We start from the raw sequence: 19,877 nt of genomic DNA, 5'->3' as shown, positions 1-19,877 counted from the left end.
GTCACTTCTCCATGGCTTCATAAACCAACTGCTTCAGTGTCCGCTGCACGCGCTGGCGCTCGGTCGGGGTCTGCTCCAGCAGCACGAAGAACATGTCCTGCTTGGGGTCGACCACGAAATAGCAGCCCGAGGCGCCGTCCCACTTCAATTCCCCGAGATCGCCGGGCGGCGGCGGCTTGGCATTGCCGGGGTCGGTGCGGACCGCAAGGCCGAGGCCGAAGCCAAAACCGTCGCCGGGGAAGTAGAAATAGTCGCGGTCCACGCCGGAGCCCGGGCCGACCTGATCGGTCACCATCAGCTTGAACGTCTCGGGCTTGAGAATGGTCTTGCCGTCGAGGCTGCCGCCATTGAGCAGCATCTGCGCAAAGCGCTCGTAATCGGCCATGGTCGTCACCATGCCGCCGCTGGCGAACTGGATCTTCTTGACCACCGTCGGATCGTTGATGCGGCCGACCCGGAAATCGGCATCGTTCAGCACCGGCTGCGCCAGAAGCTTCTGCTTCTCGGGGGCCGTGACGAAGAAGCCGGTATCGACCATGCCGAGCGGATCGAGCAGTTTCTCCCGCATGATGTCTGTCAGCGGTTTGCCCGCCGCGATCTCCATCACCCGCCCCAGGATGTCGGTGGAATGGCCATATTGCCACAGCGCGCCCGGCTGGTTGTGCAGCGGCAGTTTCGCGATGCGCTCGGCGAACTCGGCGAGGTCGAAATCGCCGGCATAGATGTTGGCGTCGCGATAGGCCTTGCGGACCAGGCTGTCGCCATAGAAGCCATAGGTGATGCCGGAGGTATGGCGCATCAAATCGAGCACCGTGATCGGCCGCGTGAGCGGCACCAGTTCGAGCGACTTGGTGCCGTCGTCGGCCTTCTTCTCGACGCCGACCTTCACATTGGCGAAGGACGGGATGTATTTCGAGACAGGATCGTCGAGCTTGATCTTGCCGTCCTCGATCAGTCGCACCGCGACGACGGACGTGATCGCCTTGCTCATCGAGAACAGGCGGAAAATCGTCTTGTCGGTGATCGGCGCCTTGCTGACCACGTCCTGCACGCCGAAGGCTTCGTGATAGACCGGCTTGCCGTGCTGCTGGATCAGCACGGTTGCGCCGGCGATCTTGCCGGTCGCGACCTCGTTCTTGAAGAACTCGCTGACCTTGGCGAGCTTATCCTGATTGAAATGCGCGCCGGCCGGAATCTCGTAGGTGCCCTCTGCCCGTGCGAACGACATCGCGCCAAGCGACATCAGCGCGCCGCAGGCGAGCGCACGCAGTCCAGACTGTGAAATCATATCCCCTCCCCGGAACATGGCTGGACGGAGTGTACTGACCGCGTCATCAGGCACAAGGGCTGCTGTGTCGTGCTAGCGCCTTGGCATGGAGCCTGGCGCTCGGCTCGGCGAAGCAGCAGAACACCACGCGCGCAACGGATGGCGCGGCAGGGAGCGCCTCGATCGTCGTGCGTACGGCGATCTCCGCCGCCCGGTCGGCGGGAAAGCGGAAAATGCCGGTCGAAATCGCGGGAAATGCCACCGAGGTCAGCTTGTGCTTCCCGCACAGCTCCATCGAACGGCGATAGCAGGAGGCGAGCAGACCGTCTTCGTCCAGCGTGCCGCCATTCCAGACCGGACCAACGGTATGGATCACGTGCGCGGCCTTGAGCCGATAGCCCATGGTGATCTTGGCGTTGCCCGTTTTGCAGCCGTGGAGCATCCGGCATTCGGCGACCAGATCGGGCCCGGCGGCCCGATGGATCGCCCCATCGACGCCGCCCCCGCCAAGGAGCGACGTGTTGGCGGCGTTGACGATGGCGTCAACGCTCAGTGTGGTGATGTCAGCGACAATGACCTCGAACTCCGCGCCACCAATCCGGCGCGTCAGCTGGGTCACGTATTAGGCCGCAACCGCGACGCCCTTCTCGGAGAGGAGCTGCTGCAATTCGCCGGCCTGGAACATCTCGCGGACAATGTCGCAGCCGCCGACGAATTCGCCCTTCACATAGAGCTGTGGAATGGTCGGCCAGTTCGAGAAGGTCTTGATGCCGTTGCGCAGTTCTGCGGATTCGAGGACGTTGAGGCCCTTATAGCCAACGCCGAGGTGGTCGAGGATCTGCACGACCTGGCCGGAGAAACCGCACTGCGGAAATTGCGGCGTGCCCTTCATGAACAGAACCACGTCGTTCGACTTCACTTCGTTGGCGATGAATTCCTCGATGCTCATATCCATGTCCTTCTGGGGCGGAGCCCTCAACAACCACTCCGGGCCGGCTCAGCCGATTTAACCCGATACCTTCCTATATATGTAGCCCAAACCGTTGTGCATCCAAAGTAAAATGGGGGGAAAAGGCCCTGGGCGAGCGGCCTGGGCAGGCCCGAAGCCATTGCATGATGACACGAATATCATCACCGGGGAGGACTTTCATACCGTAACGGAGCCCCTATCTAGGACGAACCTTGGTTTTGGAACCGGGCAACGCCAACAACGTTCTCTTGTCCTGTCTGGAGAAAAACGTGACGAAACAAGCTTCCGCTACGGCCCCCGCCCCGCTTTCGTCACCGTCCTCCGCCCCAGGCAAGCTCGCCCAGCGGCTTCAGGACGCCTTTCTCGCCGTCCGCAACGAGACCGAGCGCCGGGCCGCGCCGCTGTCGCCCGAGGACCAGCAGATCCAGTCCATGCCGGATGCGAGCCCCGCGAAATGGCACCGGGCCCACACCACCTGGTTCTGGGAGCAGTTTTTGCTCGGCGAGCATCGCCCGGGCTATCAGCCCTTCCACCCGGATTTCGCCTTCCTGTTCAATTCCTATTACGTCAGCGCCGGCCCCCGTCATGCCCGGAATCACCGCGGAGACATCACCCGGCCCGGTGCCAGCGAGGTCGGCGCCTATCGCAGATACGTTGATGCGGCGGTCGTCAAATTCTTCCGCGAGGCCGGTGAGGACAAGCTCCGTGCCATCGCGCCACTGGTCGAGGTCGGGCTCAATCACGAGCAGCAGCATCAGGAATTGATGTTCACCGACATCCTGCACGCCTTTGCGCAGAATCCGGTCTATCCGGCCTACGATCCGGACTGGCGCTTTCCATCCGCGACGCGCACCGGCGATGACTGGTTGATCCTCAACGAAGGCATCCACACCGTCGGCCATGTCGACGACAGTTTTCATTTCGACAATGAGAAGCCGGCGCATCGCGCCCTCGTCGGCCCGGTCAAGATCGCACGCAATCTCGTCACCAATGGCGAATGGCTCGCCTTCATGCGCGACGGTGGCTACGCGAACGCAACGCTGTGGCTGATGGACGGCTTTGCTGTGGTCAGCAAGGAAGACTGGCAGGCGCCGGGCCATTGGCGCGAGGTCGATGGCGCCTGGCAGGTGATGACGCTCGCCGGCCTCAGGCCGGTCGATCCCGACGCGCCGGTCTGCCACGTCAGCTATTACGAGGCCGATGCGTTCGCGCGCTGGGCCGGAAAACATCTGCCGACCGAGATGGAGTGGGAGGTCGCTGCGCGCGCCGGCCAACTCAACGATGCCTTCGGCATCGTCTGGCAGTGGACACGGTCGTCCTACTCGCCCTACCCCGGCTACCGCGCCATCGAAGGCGCGCTCGGCGAATACAACGGCAAGTTCATGGTCAACCAGCTGGTGCTGCGCGGCTCATCGCTTGCAACCCCGGAGGGGCATAGCCGTATTACTTATCGCAACTTCTTCTATCCGCACCACCGCTGGCAATTCACGGGACTGCGGCTCGCCGATTACAACTAGTTCTCATCCGACGATCAATGCGCGCCGGACAGCGCGTTCAGGAGAGTATCATGAATGTGCACGCCAGCGCTTTGGCCGAAGCCCATCTTCCCGACGAGCAGACCACCGCTTTCGCCCGCGAGGCCATCGAGGACCTCTCGCAGCAGCCGAAAAAGCTGTCGCCGAAATACTTCTACGACGCGACCGGCTCGGAGCTGTTCGAGGCGATCACGCGTCTGCCGGAATATTATCCGACGCGCACCGAGCTATCGATCCTGAAGGAGCGCGGCAGCGAGATCGCAAAGATCATTCCGGAGCATGCGGCGCTGGTCGAGTTCGGCGCCGGCGCGACCACGAAGGTCCGCCTGCTGCTGAACCACTGCCAATTCGCCGCCTATGTCCCCGTCGATATCTCCGGCGACTTCTTGAACGCGCAGGCGAACGGCCTGAAGCGGGACTTCCCCTCGCTCGGCATCTATCCGGTGGCGGCCGACTTCACCACGCCGTTCGAGCTGCCAAAGGCGGTCGCATCGATGCCCAAGGTCGGCTTCTTCCCGGGCTCGACCATCGGCAATTTCGAGCCGCATGAGGCGCAGGCTTTTCTGAAGAGCGCGCGCCAGATCCTGGGCAAGGGCGCGCAGATGATCATCGGCGCCGACCTCGAGAAGGACGAGCGCGTGCTCCACGACGCCTACAACGATGCGGCCGGCGTCACCGCGCGCTTCAACCTCAATGTGCTGGTGCGGATCAACCGCGAGCTCGGCGGCAATTTCGACCTCTCCGCCTTCACCCATCGCGCCATCTACAATCGCGAGCGGCACCGCATCGAGATGCACCTGATCAGCAAGAAGAACCAGACCGTGCGCCTGCTCGGCACCAGCTTCTCGTTCCGCCCCGGTGAGAGCATCCACACCGAAAACAGCTACAAATACAGCCTCGAGCGCTTCGCTGCGCTGGCCCACGGCGCCGGCTGGCGGGTGCGCGAGAGCTGGACGGATGCGGCGAAGATGTTCTCGGTGCATGCGCTGCAGGTTGCGGATTAAACGCTCTCACCGCTTCCCCCGGACAGCCGGCCTGAGGGCCTATTCAATATAGGCGGTTTCCCTGCGGCGCATCCTTCGAGACGGCCGCCTTCGGGCGGGCTCCTCAGGATGAGGACCGAGTGCGCGGCAGCAGTTTCGAGGAGCACCGAGGCCGATTAGCCTCATCCTGAGGAGATCGCGGAGCGGTACGTCTCGAAGGACGAGGCGCGCGCTCGGACCGCTCCGCGAGGCCACGTACGACACCCTCCGGCCTGCCGTGCTTCAGTGCTCCTCGGCCTCTTCGGGCTTCGATCCCAGCGACACCGATTCCCACACCGCGACCACAATCATGATCACCGTGGTCGCGACCGACAGCCATAGCGGCGAGAGCTCCGCCGCGAACCACCACAGCGCCGCGAGCAGGATGATGCCGATGCCGTGCGAGAGCTGGAGGAAGCCGCGGATCGCGTGCTTGAACAGGATGGTGCCGACCAGGAACACCAGCGGGCCGCCGATCGTGCTCACGATGGTGCGGACGTCGGAATGGCCGGTCGGATGCTTCAGCACCAGTTCGTCCGACACCGCGGTCAGGATGATGCCGGCGACGATCGGCATGTGCAGATAGGTGTAGGCGAGCCGCGCCAGCCGGCCGGATTCTGCGGATTTCGAGATGCGCTCGGAGCCGGCCTCCGCGCCCTTGTGGAAATAGATCCACCACATCGCGATGGCGCCGGTGAGCGCCGAGACGAAGGCCAGGATGTTGTCCGCGGTCCACTCCAACTCGGCAAAGGTCGCGCCGTTGACGACGACGGCCTCGCCGAGCGCGATGATGATGAAGCCGGCGCAGCGCTCGGCCATGTGGCCGCCCTCGACGGCCCAGGCTTCGACCGAGGAGAACCCCAGCTTCGGCACCCAGAATCGCACGGCGGGCGAGACGTATTCGATCGCCAGTGCCACGATCCAGAACCACAGCCTCTCCTCCCCGTGCGCGAGGCCGCCGAGAATCCAGAAGATCGCGGAGCCGGAGAGCCAGACCAGGATGCGGATCGCGTTGTGCCGCACTTCCGTGCGGTGGCGCGGGGTTGCGAACAGCCAGAACGCGGTGCGTCCGACCTGCATGGTTGCGTAGGCGATCGCGAACCAGAGACCGCGGCCATCGAAGGCGGTCGGGATCGTCGTCGACAGCACGAGGCCGCCCAGCATCATCAGGAAGATCAGGATTCGGACCGGCGTCAGATCGGGATTGAGCCAGTTGGTGACCCAGGCGGTGTAGACCCACACCCACCACACCGCCAGGAACAGCAGCGTGACCTCGACGGCGCCGAGCGGCGTGAAATGGTGCAGCAGCGTGTGCGACACCTGCGTGACGGCAAAGACGAAGACGAGATCGAAGAACAGCTCGGCATTGGTGACGCGGCTGGGCTGGTTCGGCAGGATGACGCGAAACATCGCGCCGCGCGGATTGTCCGCAGCCATCATCGGTCCCCGCTGCGATCAGGTCAGGTGCCGGGTACCCCGGTTTGCAGCGCCAGCGCATGCAGCACGCCGCCCATCTGGCCGCGCAGGGACTGATAGACGATCTGGTGCTGCTGGACGCGGGACTTGCCGCGGAAGGATTCCGAGATCACGGTCGCGGCATAGTGGTCGCCATCGCCGGCGAGGTCACGGATCGTCACCTCGGCATCGGGGATCGCTGCCTTGATCATCGCCTCGATATCGTGGGCGTCCATGGGCATTCGGGTCTTGCTCCTTATCTCGGCTGAGATCAGCCTCGTCGTCGAATCGCTGCCGGGGTCCCCGGACCGGCAGGGCCAAACTTAGCGTGAACGGCCTTCTACGTCACGCACTCAGGCACTATATCCCTGATCCCATCAGGATAAAGGCACGACAAAGTGCCGCGCGCGGCAGATTGATCGAAAAGGCGTGAAATCATGAAGCTTCCAGGGCCCGACCACCCCATCACCATCACCCCAAACCCGAAGCGCGTCCGCGTCACGGCGGGCGACATCGTGATCGCCGAGACCAGCAAGGCGCTGACGCTGAAGGAGGCCAAATATCCGGCGGTGCAATATGTACCGCGACAGGATGCCAACATGACGCTGCTGGAGCGCACCGACCGTGTCACCCATTGCCCCTACAAGGGCGACGCGAGCTATTACAGCATCAAGGCCGACGGCAAGACGCTCGACAACGCGATCTGGACCTATGAAACGCCCTTCCCCGCGATGACGGAGATTTCCGGCCACCTCGCCTTCTATCCGGACAAGGTGAAGATCGAGGAAGTGGGGTAGTCTGGAGGCGGCGTCATTCCGGGGCGCGTCGCAGACGCGAACCCGGAATCTCGAGATTCCGGGTTCGGTCCTGCGGACCGCCCCGGAATGACATATCTAGCTACGCCCTGAAGATCGTGAGCCCCAATATCAGCAGCACCAGGAAGATCACGACGAAGACGTAGAACAGGAAGCGGGCGATGTCGGCGGAGGCGGCCGAGATGCCGGTGAAGCCGAGCACGCCAGCCACGATCGAGACCAAGAGAAAGATCAGCGCCCATTTCAGGATCGTCATCGCCAACTCCGACTTGGGCGCCGCACCGCGGCCCTCCAATGCGCGGATGCTAACTTCGCTGCACGGAACTGGTTCCTAACGGCACAGCAGGGTCAAGGCGCAGCACAGACTGCCCTTGCTGAATCGGGTTCCCGGCGGCACAGTCTGGCCGGGACAGGAGCAAGACCGGGGCGGCCATGATGACGATGTCACATTCAGCGACGATCGGTACGGAGGCTCACGCCGCGCCGAAGAGCAAGACGCGCAATGTGTCGCTCGATCGCGCCCGCACCTTCCTGACACTGGTGGTGCTGCTGCATCACGCGGTGATCCCCTATACTTATTTCGGTCATACCGATCCGAAGTACTTCTTCGGCTTCGACATGATCGTGCTCGCCACCGACAGTTTCTTCATGGCGATGTTCTTCTTCCTGTCGGGACTGTTCGCCTGGTCTGGTATCGCCCGGAAGGGAGCGCGGAGCTATTTGGCAGATCGCCTGCTTCGGCTGGGCTTACCCTTCGCGATCTGCGCCCTTACGGTCATTCCGCTCGCCTATTACGCGATCTCCCTGCGGCACCATCCCGAGATCGGCTTTTCGGAATTCTGGTGGAATATGGTCACGAAGGGCCCGTGGCCGAGCGGGCCGATCTGGTTCCTTTGGGTCTTGTTCGCCTTCGACCTGGTTGCCTGCCTGTTGCACCGGCTGTCGCCCAATCTGCTCGATCCGATCAATCGCCTCTCGCTATATGGTCGCCGTCGGCCCGCCGTATTCTTCGCGGTCATGCTTGCCGTCACCGCGGCGTTCTACATTCCCGGGCGGGTTCACTTCGGAGCAGGCAGTTGGTTCGAGTTCGGGCCGTTCTCGGTCCAGCACGGGCGCGTGATGCTCTACGCGACCTACTTCTTTTTCGGTGCCGGCATCGGCGTTGCGCAAATGGATCGCGGGCTGCTCGCTGCAGACGGCCGGATGGCGAGGGTCAGCTGGGACTGGATGGTACTGGCGATCGTTCCCTATTGCCTCTTGTGGGTGCTGATCTTCATCAAGCGCGAAATCCTGGGCAACCCGTCGCCGTTGCCGGACTGGTATGAAGCGCTCTATGCCATCTGCTTCACTGTCTTCAGCGTCGCCATCATGTTTCTGATCCTGGCCTTTTTCCAGAGGTTCAAGCAATCAGGCTCAGCCAAGCTGCTCGATCCAATGCAGAGCGACGCGTACGGCATGTTCCTGGTGCACTATCCGATCGCACTGTGGCTGCAATACTGGCTGTTCGACTATGACCTGCCGGCGGTCGTCAAGGCCACGCTCGGGTTTGTACTGACAGTCGCGGCGAGCTGGGCGCTGACGCGAGCATTGCGGCAGATCCCGGGCGCGACGAAGGTGCTTTGAGGAAACGGCACCGGCCTCCTATCGTCATTCCGAGCGCAGCGAAGCAATCCATCTCACCGCAGGCAGCAGTGTGGATTGCTTCGTCGCCTCGCTCCTCGCAATGACGGGGAGATGGCGTCGCTAGGCCGCCTTCCCGCCCATATACTCCGGCAGCCAGCGCTCGAACGAGGTGCGCAGCGTATCGATCGTTACCGGCGCTTCGCCGGCGATCGCGATCGCGTCGCCCCCGGTGGTGCCGATCCGCACGCAGGGCACCTCGCAGCCGCGCATCTTGGCGAGCACGCGGCCGGCCTCCGTTTCCGGTACGGTGACGAGATAGCGCGCCTGGTCCTCGCCGAACCAATAGGCCTGCGACACGAGCGCGGTCGGTGCCGCCAGCAGCTTTGCGCCGATGCCGCTCGCCATCGCCATCTCGGCGAGCGCGATCAGGAGGCCACCGTCCGAGAGGTCGTGCACGGCGGTCGCGGTGCCCGCATGGATCATGCCGCGCACGCAGTCGCCGTTGCGCTTCTCGGCAGCGAGGTCGACCGGCGGCGGCGCGCCCTCCTCGCGACCGCAGATGTCGCGCAGGTACACCGACTGGCCGAGCCAGCCATGGGTCTCGCCGATCAAGAGGATCGCCTCGCCCTCGGCCTTGAAGGCGAGCGAAGCGGACTTGGTGAAATCGTCGAGCAGACCGACGCCGCCGATCGAGGGCGTCGGCAGGATCGCGCGGCCGTTGGTCTCGTTGTAGAGCGAGACGTTGCCGGAGACGACCGGGAAGTCCAGCGTGCGGCAGGCTTCCGAGATGCCCTTCAGGCAGCCAACGAACTGGCCCATGATCTCGGGCCGTTCAGGATTGCCGAAGTTAAGATTGTCGGTGATCGCGAGCGGCTTGCCGCCGACCGCGGTGATGTTGCGCCAGGCTTCCGCCACCGCCTGCTTGCCGCCCTCGAACGGATCGGCCTCGCAATAGCGCGGCGTGACGTCGACGGTCAGCGCCAGGCCCTTCGGGCCATCCTGCACGCGCACCACGGCGGCATCGCCTCCGGGGCGCTGCATGGTGTTGCCGAGGATGACGTGGTCGTACTGCTCCCAGACCCAGCGCTTAGAGCACATGTCAGGCGTGCCGATCAGCTTCTCCAGCGCGCTACCTACGCCCAACGGTGCCGGCACCTCGCGCGCGTGCACGACCGGCAGCGCGGCGGAGGGGACATGCGGCCGGTCATAGAGCGGCGCCTCGTCGCCGAGCTCCTTGATCGGCAGGTCGGCCATGACGTCGCCGCCATGCTTGACCACGAAACGCTTGCTCGGCGTGGTGTAGCCGACCACGGCGAAGTCGAGGCCCCATTTCTTGAAGATGGCCTCGGCTTCCTTCTCCTTCTCGGGCTTGAGCACCATGAGCATGCGCTCCTGGCTCTCCGAGAGCATCATCTCGTAGGCGCTCATGCCGGTCTCGCGGGTCGGCACCGCGTCGAGATCGAGATCGACGCCGAGGTCGCCCTTGGCGCCCATCTCGACTGCAGAGCAGGTGAGCCCCGCCGCGCCCATGTCCTGGATCGCGATGACGCAGCCCTTCTCCATGATCTCGAGACAGGCTTCCAGCAGCAGCTTCTCGGCGAAGGGATCGCCGACCTGCACGGTGGGGCGCTTCTCCTCGGACTTGTCGTCGAACTCGGCCGAGGCCATCGAGGCGCCGTGGATGCCGTCGCGGCCGGTCTTGGAGCCCAGATAGACGATCGGCATGTTCACGCCGGAGGCGGCCGCATAGAAGATCTTGTCGGCATCGGCGAGGCCCACGGCCATCGCGTTGACGAGGATGTTGCCGTCATAACGGGTGTGGAAGCGCACCTGGCCGCCGACCGTCGGCACGCCGAAGGAATTGCCATAGCCGCCGACGCCGGCGACCACGCCGGAGACCAGATGCCGGGTCTTGGCATGCTCGGGCGCCCCGAAGCTCAGCGCATTGAGGCAGGCGATCGGCCGTGCGCCCATCGTGAAGACGTCGCGCAGGATGCCGCCGACGCCGGTGGTTGCGCCCTGGTAGGGCTCGATGTAGCTCGGGTGGTTGTGGCTCTCCATCTTGAAGACCACGGCCTGGCCGTCGCCGATGTCGATCACGCCGGCATTCTCGCCGGGGCCCTGGATCACCCAGGGCGCCTTGGTCGGCAGGCCGCGGAGATGGATGCGCGAGGATTTGTACGAGCAGTGCTCGTTCCACATCGCCGAGAAGATGCCGAGCTCGGTGAAGGTCGGCTCCCGCCCGATCAGCTTCAGGATGCGCTCGTACTCGTCGGGCTTGAGCCCGTGGGCGGCAACCAGTTCGGGGGTGATCTTGGGTTCGTTCTTCATGGATTCGGGGCTTTCGACGGCGTTTTGCCGTTCTTAGGAAGATCGGGGCCTCGCGAAAAGCCCTTTATGGCGCATTTTCCCACTGTCCCACGTTTTGCGGCCGAGGGGTGCGGGAACGGGAATTGCACGGCGCGGACGGATCGGATTTAAGGGCTGAAGACCCGCAATTGAAGGCCCATTTCCTTGCACGAATTGACCAAAATGGCTGCCCCGCCCCGCCCCGAGCTGCATGTCGCGACCGAGGGTGAGTTCAAGGGCTGGCAGACCTGGATCAGGGACAGCTTTGAGAACCATATCGGCCCCTTCTGGCACCGCCTGGAAGCGGACGGCAGCGTCCGCTGCGCCTTCCGGGTCGAAAAGAAGCACCTGAACGGCTCCGGCAACGTCCATGGCGGCTGCTTCATGGCCTTCGCCGACTACTGCCTGTTCGCGATCGGCCGGAACGCGCTGAACGGCCGCGGCGTGACGGTCAATTTCGCCTGCGAGTTCCTGGATGCCGGGCATGAGGGCGAGCTGATCGAGTGCACCGGCGAGGTCACCCGCGCCGGTGGTTCGCTGATCTTCCTGCGCGGGCAGATGGCCTCCGGCGAGCGCCTTCTGTTCACCTTTTCCGGGACGATCAAGCGGGCCAAGCGGAAGTCGCTCCCTCAGCCAAACGCATAGCTCGACGCCTTCCCTTTTGGCGCCCCCTCGCCCAGACTTGCGAGAGGCGCGGTCGCGCCGGGGAGCAAGAACAAGGTGCCGCAGAGCACATCGGGGGCGGGTCGCACGACGGCGTCCGCATCAACGCCGCTGTCGTCCATGGCCGCCACCGGCGCACGCAGCTGGCGCGACTATGCGCTGCTGTTCGCGCTCGCCTGCTGCTGGAGCTCCACCTATCCGCTGGCCAAGCTCGCGCTGGACACGATTCCGCCCATCACCTTCATCTCGGCGCGCTCGCTGATCGCGGCCGCCTTCCTGTTCGCGATCCTGTGGATACGCGGCGTCAGGATCCCGACCGATGCGAAGGCCTGGAAGCTGTTCGCAACCCAGCAGCTGATCAACTCGACCTTCCCGTTCCTGGTCATCACCTGGTCGCAGCAATATGTGCCGGCGTCCAACACGGTGGTGCTGGCCTCGACCACGCCGATCTTCGCCTTCCTGATCACCTCGCTGATCACGCGGCACGAGCCGGCCACGCTGTTGAAGCTCGCGGGCGCGATCCTCGGCCTCGCCGGCACCGTCGCCATCGTCGGCCTCGATGCGCTCGGCGGCTTCGGCCGCGAGATCGTCGCGGAGATCGCGATCCTGCTCGCCACCATCTCCTTTGCCTGCGCGACGATCTTCGGCCTCCGGCTATCCGACTACGACCCGATGGTGGTGGCGGCCGGCTCGCTGCTGTTCGGCGGCCTCATCCTGCTCCCGCCCTCGCTGATCATCGACCAGCCCTGGACGCTGCACCCGACGTTTCAGGCGATCGTCGCCACCATCGTCATGGGCATCGTCTCCAGCGCGTTGGGGTTGATGCTGTTCTACGTCTGCCTCGGCCGGCTCGGCACGCTTACCACGAACGCGCAAGGCTATTTGCGCATCCCGATCGGCGTCGGCCTTTCCGTGCTGCTGCTCGGCGAAAGCGTGCCCTCGAACCTGGCGCTGGGCCTGCTGCTGGTCATGGCCGGCGTCGCCGCGATGACGGTGCCGGCGGAGCGGCTGAAGCGGCGCTAGCGCAAGGCGCTATTGCTTGGCGTCGTCCGCCAGCATCTTCCGGTATTTCTCGACGTCGCGCGTCACCAGTTGCTGAAGCAGCTCCGGCGTATGCTCGTTGTCGTCGGGCGCGACGGTCGACAGGTCGGCAAAGCGCTTCTTCACCGCATCGGTCTCGACCGCGGTGCGCGCCGCCGCATTCAACCTGGCGATGACGGTCGGCGGCGTGCCCTTGGGCGCGAACAGGCCGTTCCAGCCCTGCGCCTCGAACTCCGGCAGCCCGGCTTCAGACGACGTCGGCAGGTCCGGCAACGTCGCGAGCCGTACGGTCGAGCCGACCACGAGTCCCCTCACCAGCTTCTCGTTGATCGACTGCGAGACCGAGGCCGCCGCGTCGCAGACGCCGTCGATCTGGCTGCCGATCGCATCGGTCAGCGCAGGGGCTGCGCCGCGATAGCCGACCAGCGTCGCGTCGATCCCGGCGGCGGTGACGAAGCTCTTGCAGATCAAATAGTTCGAGGAGCCGACGCCGGCATGGCCGAGATTGATCTTGGCCGGATTGGCCCTGGCGTAGGCGATGAACTCCTTGAGGTCCTTCGCCGGAAAATCCTTGCGCACGGCGATGATGCCGAACGTCTTCGCCACCATCGCGATCGGCACGAAGGAGTCCGGCGTAAACGGCAGCTTCGGATAGATCGTGTAGGTCGCGGCATTGGTGCCGGCATTGCCGATCGCAATCGTGTAGCCGTCGGGCTCGGCGCGGGAGGCACGTGCCAGCGCGGTCGAACCGCCGGCACCCGCAACGTTTTCGATCACGATGGTCTGGCCGAGCGCGACGCTCATTTGCTCGGCGACGGTGCGCGCGATCACGTCCGAGGTGCCGCCGGCCGCGAACGGCACGATCATGGTGATCGGACGCTTGGGGAAGTCCTGGGCGAACGCGGCCGTAGCGAACGCAGCGACGGCGGCAGCGACCGACAGCCGCTTCAACACGGGTGAAATCACGCGGCCTTTTCCAGATGCTGGGCGAGACCGGCGAACAGGCCGCGGCCGTCAGTGCAGCCCATGATGTCTTCGACGTGGTTTTCCGGATGCGGCATCATGCCGAGCACATTGCCCTTGTCGTTGACGATGCCGGCGATGGAATGCGCCGCGCCGTTGATGTTGGCGGCCTCGTCGACCACGCCCTCGGCCGAGCAATAGCGGTAGAGCACGCGCCCCTCGCCTTCGAGCCGCTTGATGGTTTCTTCGTCCGCCTCGTAATTGCCCTCGCCATGGGCGACGGGCACGCGGATCACCTGGCCGGCATTGTAGCCACGGGTGAACGGCGTGTCGGAACGCTCGACGCGCAGATGCACGTCGCGGCAGATGAATTTCAGCCGCGCATTGCGCATCAAGACGCCGGGCAGCAGGCCGGATTCGCAGAGGATCTGAAAGCCGTTGCAGACGCCGAGCACGAGACCGCCCTTCGCCGCATAGTCGCGCACAGCATCCATCACCGGCGCACGCGCGGCGATTGCGCCACAGCGCAGGTAATCGCCATAGGAGAACCCACCCGGCACGACCACGAGATCGGTGCCCGCAGGCAGCGACGTCTCGGCGTGCCAGACCATCGCGGGCTCGCTGCCCGAGATCAGCCTCAGCGCGCGCGCCATGTCACGCTCGCGGTTGATTCCGGGAAAGACGAGGATGGCGGCTTTCATGGCAGGGGTTCCGACGGTGACGGGAATCGGGCTGGCCGAAGGGCCAATTCGTGCAGAGACATAGCCATTTGACGGGGATTTTACCAGTGCTAGCCTCGCCGGACGGCCTTGTACACAGGCCATAGCCACGGCGCTTTTGCCTGACGATTTTGCCCGGGATTGCAGCCATGAACGTCCCGTCGCTGCCTGCATCCTCCTCCCAGCCGGTGTCCACTGAGGGCGTCGTCGCCGCGGGTGCCTATGTCGATGGCCGGCGCGTCGCCAACATCGCCATCAGCGAGGCCTCGAGCTGGCGGGCCAAGCCCGGCCACGTGGTCTGGATCGGGCTGCACGAGCCGGACACGGCCCTGCTCGGCGCCGTGCAGAAGCAGTTCGACCTGCACGATCTCGCGATCGAGGACGCCGCCCACGCCCATCAGCGGCCCAAGATCGAGCAATACGGCGAGGCCCTGTTCATCGTGGCGCGGACGGCGCAGCTGATCGAGGGCCGGATCGCCTTCGGCGAGACGCACATCTTCGTCGGCGAAGGCTATCTGGTCTCGGTGCGCCATGGCGCCTCGACCTCCTACACGCCGGTACGCGAGCGCTGCGAAAGCTGCCCGCGGGCGCTCGCGCGCGGCGAGGACTACATCCTCTACGCCATCCTCGACTTCATCGTCGACAACTACTCGCCGGTGCTCGAGAGCATCCACGATGAGGTCGAGGGCATCGAGGACGACGTGCTCTCCAAGCCGATCAGCAAGGCGCAGATCGAGCGGCTCTACATGCTGCGCCGCGACCTGCTGCGGCTCAGGAATGCGATCGGCCCGCTGGTGGAGGTCTGCCGCCGTCTGGAGCATGACGAGCTGGCGATGGTGCGCGCGACAATGCAACCGCTGTTCCGCGACGTCACCGACCACGTCAGGAACATCCAGGAGCGCATCGATTCCATGCGCGAGGTGCTGGCCTTCGCCTTCGAAGCGAGCCTGCTGGTGGGCCAGGCGCAGGAGACGGCGGTCTCCAAGAAGCTCGCCTCGTGGCTCGCGATCCTGGCCGTCCCGACCGCAGTCGCCGGCATCTACGGGATGAACTTCAAGTACATCCCGGAGCTACAGCTGGAATACGGCTACTTCATCGTGCTGGGATTAATGGCGCTCGCCTGCCTCGGGTTGTACTGGCGCTTCCGCCGCGTCGGGTGGCTGTGAGCGCGAACGTACACGACCAATGTAGCTCCTCATCCTGAGGAGCGCGCCCCCTGCGCGCGTCTCGAAGGATGGAGGCCGAGGTGCGAGAGCCGGGCCTGCATGGTTCGAGACGGCGCTTGCGCGCCCCCTCACCATGGGGTTTGCAACCGGGCTAAACGATCTCGACCCGATAGTTCTCGATCACGGTATTCGCCAGCAGCTTGTCGGCGGCTTCCTTCAGCGCCGCCTCCGCCTTTGCCTTGTCGGCGCCGGCGAGCTCGATGTCGAACACCTTGCCCTGGCGGACGCTGGCGACGCCGTCGACGCCGAGCGACTTCAGCGCGCCTTCGATCGCCTTGCCTTGCGGATCGAGGATGCCCGTTTTCAAGGTAACGGTGACACGTGCCTTCACGTCGAAAACCCCTTTAGCTCTTCACCAGCACCGGGCCGGAGCCCGCCGGACGCTCGTTCTCCATGAGGATGCCGAGGCGTTTTGCAACTTCGGTATAGGCCTCTAGCAGCCCGCCGAGATCCCGGCGGAAACGATCCTTGTCGAGCTTCTCGTTCGACTTGATGTCCCACAGGCGGCAGGAATCCGGCGAGATCTCGTCGGCGACGATGATCCGCATCATCTCGTTCTCGAACAGCCGCCCGCACTCCATCTTGAAGTCGACCAGGCGGATGCCGATGCCGAGGAAGAGGCCGGTGAGGAAGTCGTTGACGCGGATGGCGAGCGCCATGATGTCGTCGATCTCCTGGGGCGTCGCCCAGCCGAAGGCGGTGATGTGCTCTTCCGACACCATGGGGTCGTTGAGCTGGTCGTTCTTGTAGTAGAATTCGATGATCGAACGGGGCAGCTGCGTGCCCTCCTCGATGCCGAGGCGCTGCGACAGCGAGCCGGCGGCAACGTTCCGCACCACCACTTCCAGCGGCACGATCTCGACCTCGCGAATCAACTGCTCGCGCATGTTGAGGCGGCGGATGAAGTGGGTCGGCACCCCGATGTCGTTGAGGTGCTGAAACAGGTACTCCGAGATCCGGTTGTTGAGGACACCCTTGCCCTCGATCACCTGATGCTTTTTCGCATTGAACGCGGTGGCGTCATCCTTGAAGTGCTGGATCAGGGTACCGGGCTCCGGGCCTTCGTAAAGAACCTTTGCCTTGCCTTCATAAATGCGACGCCGACGGCTCATTGGGATGTACCGTGTTTTGTTGAAATCCATGAATTTGGTGTGCTCCGGTTGACTAGGATTACGACCCACAGCGGAGCTGCCGTGAACGGCCGGGAACCCGTAGAAACAGAACGGGAACCAAGCCTTTAGGCAACCTATCCGATTGGCTGTCCGAGCACAATCGATCCGGCCGTCCGGCACCAACTTATACCGTTTTGCCTGCGGCTTAACGGCCCGTTGTCTTGCCGATTCGTGCTCCTTATCTAGGCATGCGCCGGGGCTCTCGCAACGAGGGCCGCCGGGTCCAGTCAGCAGGGAATTGGAAAAGGCATGAGCGAGATCAACAAGCGCGAGGAAGGCTTTGAGAAGAAGTTCGCCCTCGACGAGGAGCAGAAGTTCAAGGCGGAGGCCCGCCGCAACCGGCTGCTCGGGCTGTGGGCCGCGGAAAAGCTCGGCATATCAGGGGAAGCCGCCACGGCCTACGCCAAGGAGGTGGTCGCGGCCGATTTCGAGGAAGCTGGCGACGCCGACGTCCTGCGCAAGCTCATGGCCGATTTCGCCACCAAGAGCGTCGTCGTCACCGAGCAGGCGATTCGCGCCAAGATGAGCGAGTTGCTCGCTGTGGCCGCGGCCGAGGTGAAAGCGGGGAAGTAGCGCCGCGCGCGTCCCACACTCGTAGTCATTCCGGGGCGGTCCGTGAGGACCGAACCCGGAATCTCGAGATTCCGGGTCCGATGCTTCGCATCGTCCCGGAATGACGGAGCGGGAGATCACCCCTCCTTGAAGCCGTACTCCGGCACGTTGCCGCTGGCGCCGTAATATTTGTACGGCAGGAACTTGCCGCTCATGGTGATCTTGACGCGGTCGCCCTTGGGGTTGGCGACGCGCTCGATCCCCATGTCGAAGTCGATCGCCGACATGATGCCGTCGCCGAATTCCTCCTCGATCAGCGCCTTCCAGGCCGGGCCGTTCACCATCACCATCTCGTAGAAGCGGTAGATCAAGGGATCGGTCGGCGGCATCGGCGTGCCAGTGCCGCGCATCGGCACCTCGTTGAGCATCGCGGTCTCGGCCTTCGACAGGCCGAACAGCTCGCCGGCGTTGGCGGCCTGGGGTTTCGTCAGTTTCATCTGGCCGAGGATCGCGCCGACGATCAGCACCTCCGCATAGCCGCCGATCTGCTCGCAAATGTATTTCCAGCTCCAGCCCTTCTCGCGCTTGATGTCGAGCAGCTTCTCGGTGAGGTCTTCGCGTTTCATGTCAGGATCTCCTTTTTAGGCAGTGAGTCCGGGACTGGTCCCGGGTGTCCAAGTCTGTCGTTGCTCTTCGCCGCCAGTTGCGACCGTCAGTCCGCGCTTGCCGATATGCACCACGGGCACGTTGCGCGGATCGTGATCGGGCTTCTCGGCCGCGAATGTCTTGCTGCGCGTCACCAGGAAATCGATGATGTGGTTACGCAGCGCATAGTACAGAGGATGGCGATGCAGATCGGTGCGGCCGCGATCCTTCGGCAGCGGATTTTCAACGACCTCGGCCAGCACCGCGCCGGGCCCGTTGGTCATCAGGAAGATCTTGTCGGCGAGATAGATCGCCTCGTCCACGTCGTGGGTGATCATGAACGCGGTCTGCCCGGTCTCCAGACAGATGCGCCGCACCTCGTCCTGAAGCGTGCCGCGCGTCAGCGCGTCCAGCGCCGAGAACGGCTCGTCCATCAGCATCATCTTCGGCGTGATCGAGAGCGCACGGGCAATACCGACGCGCTGCTTCATGCCGCCGGAGAGTTCCGAGGGACGCTTGTGCTCCGAACCCGTCAGGCCCACGAGATCGATGAAGGTCTGCGCACGCGCCTTGACCTTCGCCCGATCCCAGCTCCGCCATTTCGAGCTCACGGCATAGGCGACGTTGCCGAGCACGGTGCGCCAGGGCAGCAGCGCGTGGCTCTGGAAGATCACGGCGCGGTCGAGGCTGGTGCCCGAGATCGCCTGCCCGTCCACGATAACCGCACCCTCGCTCGGCGCATCGAGGCCGGCGAGAATGTTGAGCACGGTGGTCTTGCCGCAGCCGGAATGGCCGATCACGCAGCAGAACTCGCCCCGCGGCATCGACAGCCAGAGATTCTCGAACACGGTGGTCGTGGCACCGCCCGCACCCGGATAGCGTTTTGCGATGCCTTCGATGGAGATGAATTTGTCGGTCATCGGCCCCTACTCCGGAAACGTGACCATGCGCGTGAAGCGCGCGAGGATCTGGTCGAGCAGCATGCCGACAATCCCGATCAAGAGGATCGCGATGATGACGTTGGTGATCGAGAGGTTGTTCCACTCGTTCCAGACGAAATAGCCGATGCCGGTGCCGCCGACGAGCATTTCGGCCGCGACGATCACGAGCCAGGCGATGCCGATGGAGATGCGCATACCGGTCAGGATCGTCGGCGCCGCTGCGGGCAGGATCACCGTGAAGGCGCGCCTGATGGTGCCGACCTCGAGCGTGCGCGCGACGTTGATCCATTCCTTGCGCACGCTGGCAACGCCAAACACGGTATTGAGCAGCATCGGCCAGATCGAGCAGATGAAGATCACGAAGATCGCCGAGATCGAGGAATCCTTGATGGTGTAGAGCGCCAGCGGCATCCAGGCGAGCGGCGAGATCGGCTTCAAGACCTGGATGAAGGGGTCGAGCGCCTTGCTCAGCAACGGCGACATGCCGATCAAAAAGCCGAGTGGAATGGCGACGAGCACGGCGAGCAGATAACCGGTGCCGACCCGCGCGATCGAATAGGCAAGCTGGATGCCGAGCCCCTTGTCGTTGGGCCCGTTGTCGTAGAACGGCCTCCTCACGTGCTCCCAGAGCTTTGCGCCGACATCGAGCGGCCCTGGCATGGCGGATTTGCCCTGCGTCGCGGTCAGGCCCATCAGCTTGGCATATTCCGGACTCATCGTCGCGACCGGCGCCGTCGAGCGCGTGGCGAGATGCCAGATGCCGAGGAACGCGGCCAGCAGCACGATCGAGACGAGGCCGGCGCGGAGGCGGAGGTTGGTGCTCATCTCCCTCTCCCCGCTTGCGGGGAGAGAGTTGGGGTGAGGGGGGCCCTCCGCAAGGGAGGTGAGAGTTGGACTCGCGGAGAGTCTCCCTCACCCG

At 64.2% G+C, this 19,877-nt stretch carries 22 protein-coding genes; 8 read left to right on the top strand and 14 right to left on the bottom strand.

What is annotated here, in order from left to right:
- Nucleotide 1 precedes the first annotated feature (1 nt).
- Genes ACVWW6_RS22750 through grxD form a run of 3 tightly spaced genes read right to left on the bottom strand, consistent with a single transcriptional unit; the run spans nucleotide 2 to nucleotide 2,216 of the window.
- Nucleotides 2-1,288, bottom strand: a complete 1,287-nt coding sequence (locus tag ACVWW6_RS22750) for a serine hydrolase domain-containing protein (protein WP_456681410.1) — start codon at nucleotides 1,286-1,288, stop codon at nucleotides 2-4.
- Nucleotides 1,289-1,334: 46 nt separating this feature from the next.
- The gene (locus ACVWW6_RS22745) at nucleotides 1,335-1,886 is read right to left on the bottom strand and encodes an O-acetyl-ADP-ribose deacetylase (RefSeq protein WP_456681409.1); all 552 of its coding nucleotides are present in this window, start codon (nucleotides 1,884-1,886) and stop codon (nucleotides 1,335-1,337) included.
- Between the two features lie 3 nt (nucleotides 1,887-1,889).
- Nucleotides 1,890-2,216, bottom strand: a complete 327-nt coding sequence (gene grxD, locus ACVWW6_RS22740) for a Grx4 family monothiol glutaredoxin (RefSeq protein ID WP_027548651.1) — start codon at nucleotides 2,214-2,216, stop codon at nucleotides 1,890-1,892.
- 239 nt (nucleotides 2,217-2,455) lie between these two features.
- Between grxD and egtB the strand changes: the two genes are divergently transcribed.
- Together egtB and egtD are read left to right on the top strand one after the other, a co-directional pair.
- A complete protein-coding gene (gene egtB, locus ACVWW6_RS22735) occupies nucleotides 2,456-3,754 on the top strand; it encodes an ergothioneine biosynthesis protein EgtB (protein WP_456683174.1) in 1,299 nt (432 codons plus the stop codon).
- Nucleotides 3,755-3,804: 50 nt separating this feature from the next.
- Nucleotides 3,805-4,776, top strand: a complete 972-nt coding sequence (gene egtD / locus ACVWW6_RS22730) for an L-histidine N(alpha)-methyltransferase (protein WP_162603627.1) — start codon at nucleotides 3,805-3,807, stop codon at nucleotides 4,774-4,776.
- Nucleotides 4,777-5,037: 261 nt separating this feature from the next.
- On the opposite strand, the gene ACVWW6_RS22725 is transcribed toward egtD, so the two are convergent.
- Nucleotides 5,038-6,231, bottom strand: a complete 1,194-nt coding sequence (locus tag ACVWW6_RS22725; RefSeq protein ID WP_161534365.1) for a low temperature requirement protein A — start codon at nucleotides 6,229-6,231, stop codon at nucleotides 5,038-5,040.
- A gap of 23 nt (nucleotides 6,232-6,254) precedes the next feature.
- Nucleotides 6,255-6,491, bottom strand: a complete 237-nt coding sequence (locus ACVWW6_RS22720; RefSeq protein ID WP_011088461.1) for a BolA family protein — start codon at nucleotides 6,489-6,491, stop codon at nucleotides 6,255-6,257.
- A 195-nt stretch (nucleotides 6,492-6,686) separates the two neighbouring features.
- Between ACVWW6_RS22720 and ACVWW6_RS22715 the strand changes: the two genes are divergently transcribed.
- Nucleotides 6,687-7,046, top strand: coding sequence for a DUF427 domain-containing protein (locus tag ACVWW6_RS22715; RefSeq protein ID WP_028173372.1), 360 nt, complete (start codon nucleotides 6,687-6,689; stop codon nucleotides 7,044-7,046).
- 100 nt (nucleotides 7,047-7,146) lie between these two features.
- Here ACVWW6_RS22715 and ACVWW6_RS22710 read toward each other — a convergent pair whose 3' ends face one another.
- Complete coding sequence (locus ACVWW6_RS22710; RefSeq protein WP_007612121.1) at nucleotides 7,147-7,320, bottom strand: DUF1328 domain-containing protein; 174 nt, start codon at nucleotides 7,318-7,320, stop codon at nucleotides 7,147-7,149.
- A gap of 176 nt (nucleotides 7,321-7,496) precedes the next feature.
- Here ACVWW6_RS22710 and ACVWW6_RS22705 point away from each other — a divergent pair, with 176 nt between their 5' ends.
- A complete protein-coding gene (locus ACVWW6_RS22705) occupies nucleotides 7,497-8,687 on the top strand; it encodes an acyltransferase family protein (RefSeq protein ID WP_028173371.1) in 1,191 nt (396 codons plus the stop codon).
- A gap of 120 nt (nucleotides 8,688-8,807) precedes the next feature.
- Here ACVWW6_RS22705 and purL read toward each other — a convergent pair whose 3' ends face one another.
- Complete coding sequence (purL, locus tag ACVWW6_RS22700; RefSeq protein WP_456681408.1) at nucleotides 8,808-11,018, bottom strand: phosphoribosylformylglycinamidine synthase subunit PurL; 2,211 nt, start codon at nucleotides 11,016-11,018, stop codon at nucleotides 8,808-8,810.
- Nucleotides 11,019-11,201: 183 nt separating this feature from the next.
- On the opposite strand from purL, the gene ACVWW6_RS22695 reads away from it, so the two are divergent.
- Entirely contained in the window at nucleotides 11,202-11,681 is a 480-nt protein-coding gene (locus ACVWW6_RS22695; protein ID WP_060908146.1) for a PaaI family thioesterase, read from the top strand.
- Between the two features lie 75 nt (nucleotides 11,682-11,756).
- The gene (locus tag ACVWW6_RS22690) at nucleotides 11,757-12,722 is read left to right on the top strand and encodes a DMT family transporter (RefSeq protein ID WP_060908147.1); all 966 of its coding nucleotides are present in this window, start codon (nucleotides 11,757-11,759) and stop codon (nucleotides 12,720-12,722) included.
- Nucleotides 12,723-12,731: 9 nt separating this feature from the next.
- On the opposite strand, the gene ACVWW6_RS22685 is transcribed toward ACVWW6_RS22690, so the two are convergent.
- Complete coding sequence (locus ACVWW6_RS22685; RefSeq protein ID WP_456681407.1) at nucleotides 12,732-13,706, bottom strand: tripartite tricarboxylate transporter substrate binding protein BugD; 975 nt, start codon at nucleotides 13,704-13,706, stop codon at nucleotides 12,732-12,734.
- Nucleotides 13,703-14,404, bottom strand: a complete 702-nt coding sequence (purQ, locus tag ACVWW6_RS22680) for a phosphoribosylformylglycinamidine synthase subunit PurQ (RefSeq protein ID WP_097532155.1) — start codon at nucleotides 14,402-14,404, stop codon at nucleotides 13,703-13,705. The genes ACVWW6_RS22685 and purQ overlap by 4 nt, the downstream gene beginning before the upstream one ends.
- Nucleotides 14,405-14,571: 167 nt before the next feature.
- On the opposite strand from purQ, the gene ACVWW6_RS22675 reads away from it, so the two are divergent.
- Nucleotides 14,572-15,588 (top strand): magnesium and cobalt transport protein CorA, encoded by a 1,017-nt coding sequence (locus tag ACVWW6_RS22675; RefSeq protein ID WP_028173365.1) that lies wholly within the window; start codon nucleotides 14,572-14,574, stop codon nucleotides 15,586-15,588.
- A gap of 151 nt (nucleotides 15,589-15,739) precedes the next feature.
- Here the strand turns inward: ACVWW6_RS22675 and purS are convergent, their stop codons facing one another.
- Both purS and purC read right to left on the bottom strand, forming a co-directional pair.
- Nucleotides 15,740-15,979, bottom strand: a complete 240-nt coding sequence (purS, locus tag ACVWW6_RS22670) for a phosphoribosylformylglycinamidine synthase subunit PurS (protein WP_014494125.1) — start codon at nucleotides 15,977-15,979, stop codon at nucleotides 15,740-15,742.
- 13 nt (nucleotides 15,980-15,992) lie between these two features.
- The gene (gene purC, locus ACVWW6_RS22665) at nucleotides 15,993-16,760 is read right to left on the bottom strand and encodes a phosphoribosylaminoimidazolesuccinocarboxamide synthase (RefSeq protein WP_008974302.1); all 768 of its coding nucleotides are present in this window, start codon (nucleotides 16,758-16,760) and stop codon (nucleotides 15,993-15,995) included.
- Nucleotides 16,761-17,069: 309 nt separating this feature from the next.
- Here purC and ACVWW6_RS22660 point away from each other — a divergent pair, with 309 nt between their 5' ends.
- Nucleotides 17,070-17,393 carry a DUF1476 domain-containing protein gene (locus ACVWW6_RS22660; RefSeq protein ID WP_060908152.1) on the top strand — a complete coding sequence of 108 codons (324 nt, stop codon included), beginning with the start codon at nucleotides 17,070-17,072 and terminating at the stop codon, nucleotides 17,391-17,393.
- Nucleotides 17,394-17,509: 116 nt separating this feature from the next.
- Here the strand turns inward: ACVWW6_RS22660 and cynS are convergent, their stop codons facing one another.
- The 3 genes from cynS to ntrB are packed head-to-tail and all read right to left on the bottom strand — an operon-like array spanning nucleotide 17,510 to nucleotide 19,783.
- Complete coding sequence (gene cynS / locus ACVWW6_RS22655) at nucleotides 17,510-17,998, bottom strand: cyanase (protein ID WP_011088475.1); 489 nt, start codon at nucleotides 17,996-17,998, stop codon at nucleotides 17,510-17,512.
- 15 nt (nucleotides 17,999-18,013) lie between these two features.
- Nucleotides 18,014-18,937, bottom strand: coding sequence for an ABC transporter ATP-binding protein (locus ACVWW6_RS22650; protein ID WP_456681406.1), 924 nt, complete (start codon nucleotides 18,935-18,937; stop codon nucleotides 18,014-18,016).
- A gap of 6 nt (nucleotides 18,938-18,943) precedes the next feature.
- A complete protein-coding gene (gene ntrB / locus ACVWW6_RS22645; RefSeq protein WP_097532156.1) occupies nucleotides 18,944-19,783 on the bottom strand; it encodes a nitrate ABC transporter permease in 840 nt (279 codons plus the stop codon).
- Nucleotides 19,784-19,877: the final 94 nt, after the last annotated feature.

The sequence above is a fragment of the Bradyrhizobium sp. USDA 3311 genome (assembly GCF_054062495.1).
The sequence above is the reverse complement of the archived record's forward strand: the minus strand, read 5'-3'. Positions and strand labels throughout refer to the sequence as shown.

Bases quoted from the DNA above. Each gene is read 5' to 3' on its own strand.
- ACVWW6_RS22750 (WP_456681410.1), bottom strand. From the start codon at position 1,288: ATGATTTCACAGTCTGGACTGCGTGCGCTCGCCTGCGGCGCGCTGATG.
- grxD (WP_027548651.1), bottom strand. From the start codon at position 2,216: ATGAGCATCGAGGAATTCATCGCCAACGAAGTGAAGTCGAACGACGTG.
- egtD (WP_162603627.1), top strand. From the start codon at position 3,805: ATGAATGTGCACGCCAGCGCTTTGGCCGAAGCCCATCTTCCCGACGAG.
- ACVWW6_RS22725 (WP_161534365.1), bottom strand. From the start codon at position 6,231: ATGGCTGCGGACAATCCGCGCGGCGCGATGTTTCGCGTCATCCTGCCG.
- ACVWW6_RS22720 (WP_011088461.1), bottom strand. From the start codon at position 6,491: ATGCCCATGGACGCCCACGATATCGAGGCGATGATCAAGGCAGCGATC.
- ACVWW6_RS22715 (WP_028173372.1), top strand. From the start codon at position 6,687: ATGAAGCTTCCAGGGCCCGACCACCCCATCACCATCACCCCAAACCCG.
- ACVWW6_RS22710 (WP_007612121.1), bottom strand. From the start codon at position 7,320: ATGACGATCCTGAAATGGGCGCTGATCTTTCTCTTGGTCTCGATCGTG.
- ACVWW6_RS22705 (WP_028173371.1), top strand. From the start codon at position 7,497: ATGATGACGATGTCACATTCAGCGACGATCGGTACGGAGGCTCACGCC.
- purL (WP_456681408.1), bottom strand. From the start codon at position 11,018: ATGAAGAACGAACCCAAGATCACCCCCGAACTGGTTGCCGCCCACGGG.
- purQ (WP_097532155.1), bottom strand. From the start codon at position 14,404: ATGAAAGCCGCCATCCTCGTCTTTCCCGGAATCAACCGCGAGCGTGAC.
- ACVWW6_RS22675 (WP_028173365.1), top strand. From the start codon at position 14,572: ATGAACGTCCCGTCGCTGCCTGCATCCTCCTCCCAGCCGGTGTCCACT.
- purC (WP_008974302.1), bottom strand. From the start codon at position 16,760: ATGAGCCGTCGGCGTCGCATTTATGAAGGCAAGGCAAAGGTTCTTTAC.
- ACVWW6_RS22660 (WP_060908152.1), top strand. From the start codon at position 17,070: ATGAGCGAGATCAACAAGCGCGAGGAAGGCTTTGAGAAGAAGTTCGCC.
- cynS (WP_011088475.1), bottom strand. From the start codon at position 17,998: ATGAAACGCGAAGACCTCACCGAGAAGCTGCTCGACATCAAGCGCGAG.
- ACVWW6_RS22650 (WP_456681406.1), bottom strand. From the start codon at position 18,937: ATGACCGACAAATTCATCTCCATCGAAGGCATCGCAAAACGCTATCCG.
- ntrB (WP_097532156.1), bottom strand. From the start codon at position 19,783: ATGAGCACCAACCTCCGCCTCCGCGCCGGCCTCGTCTCGATCGTGCTG.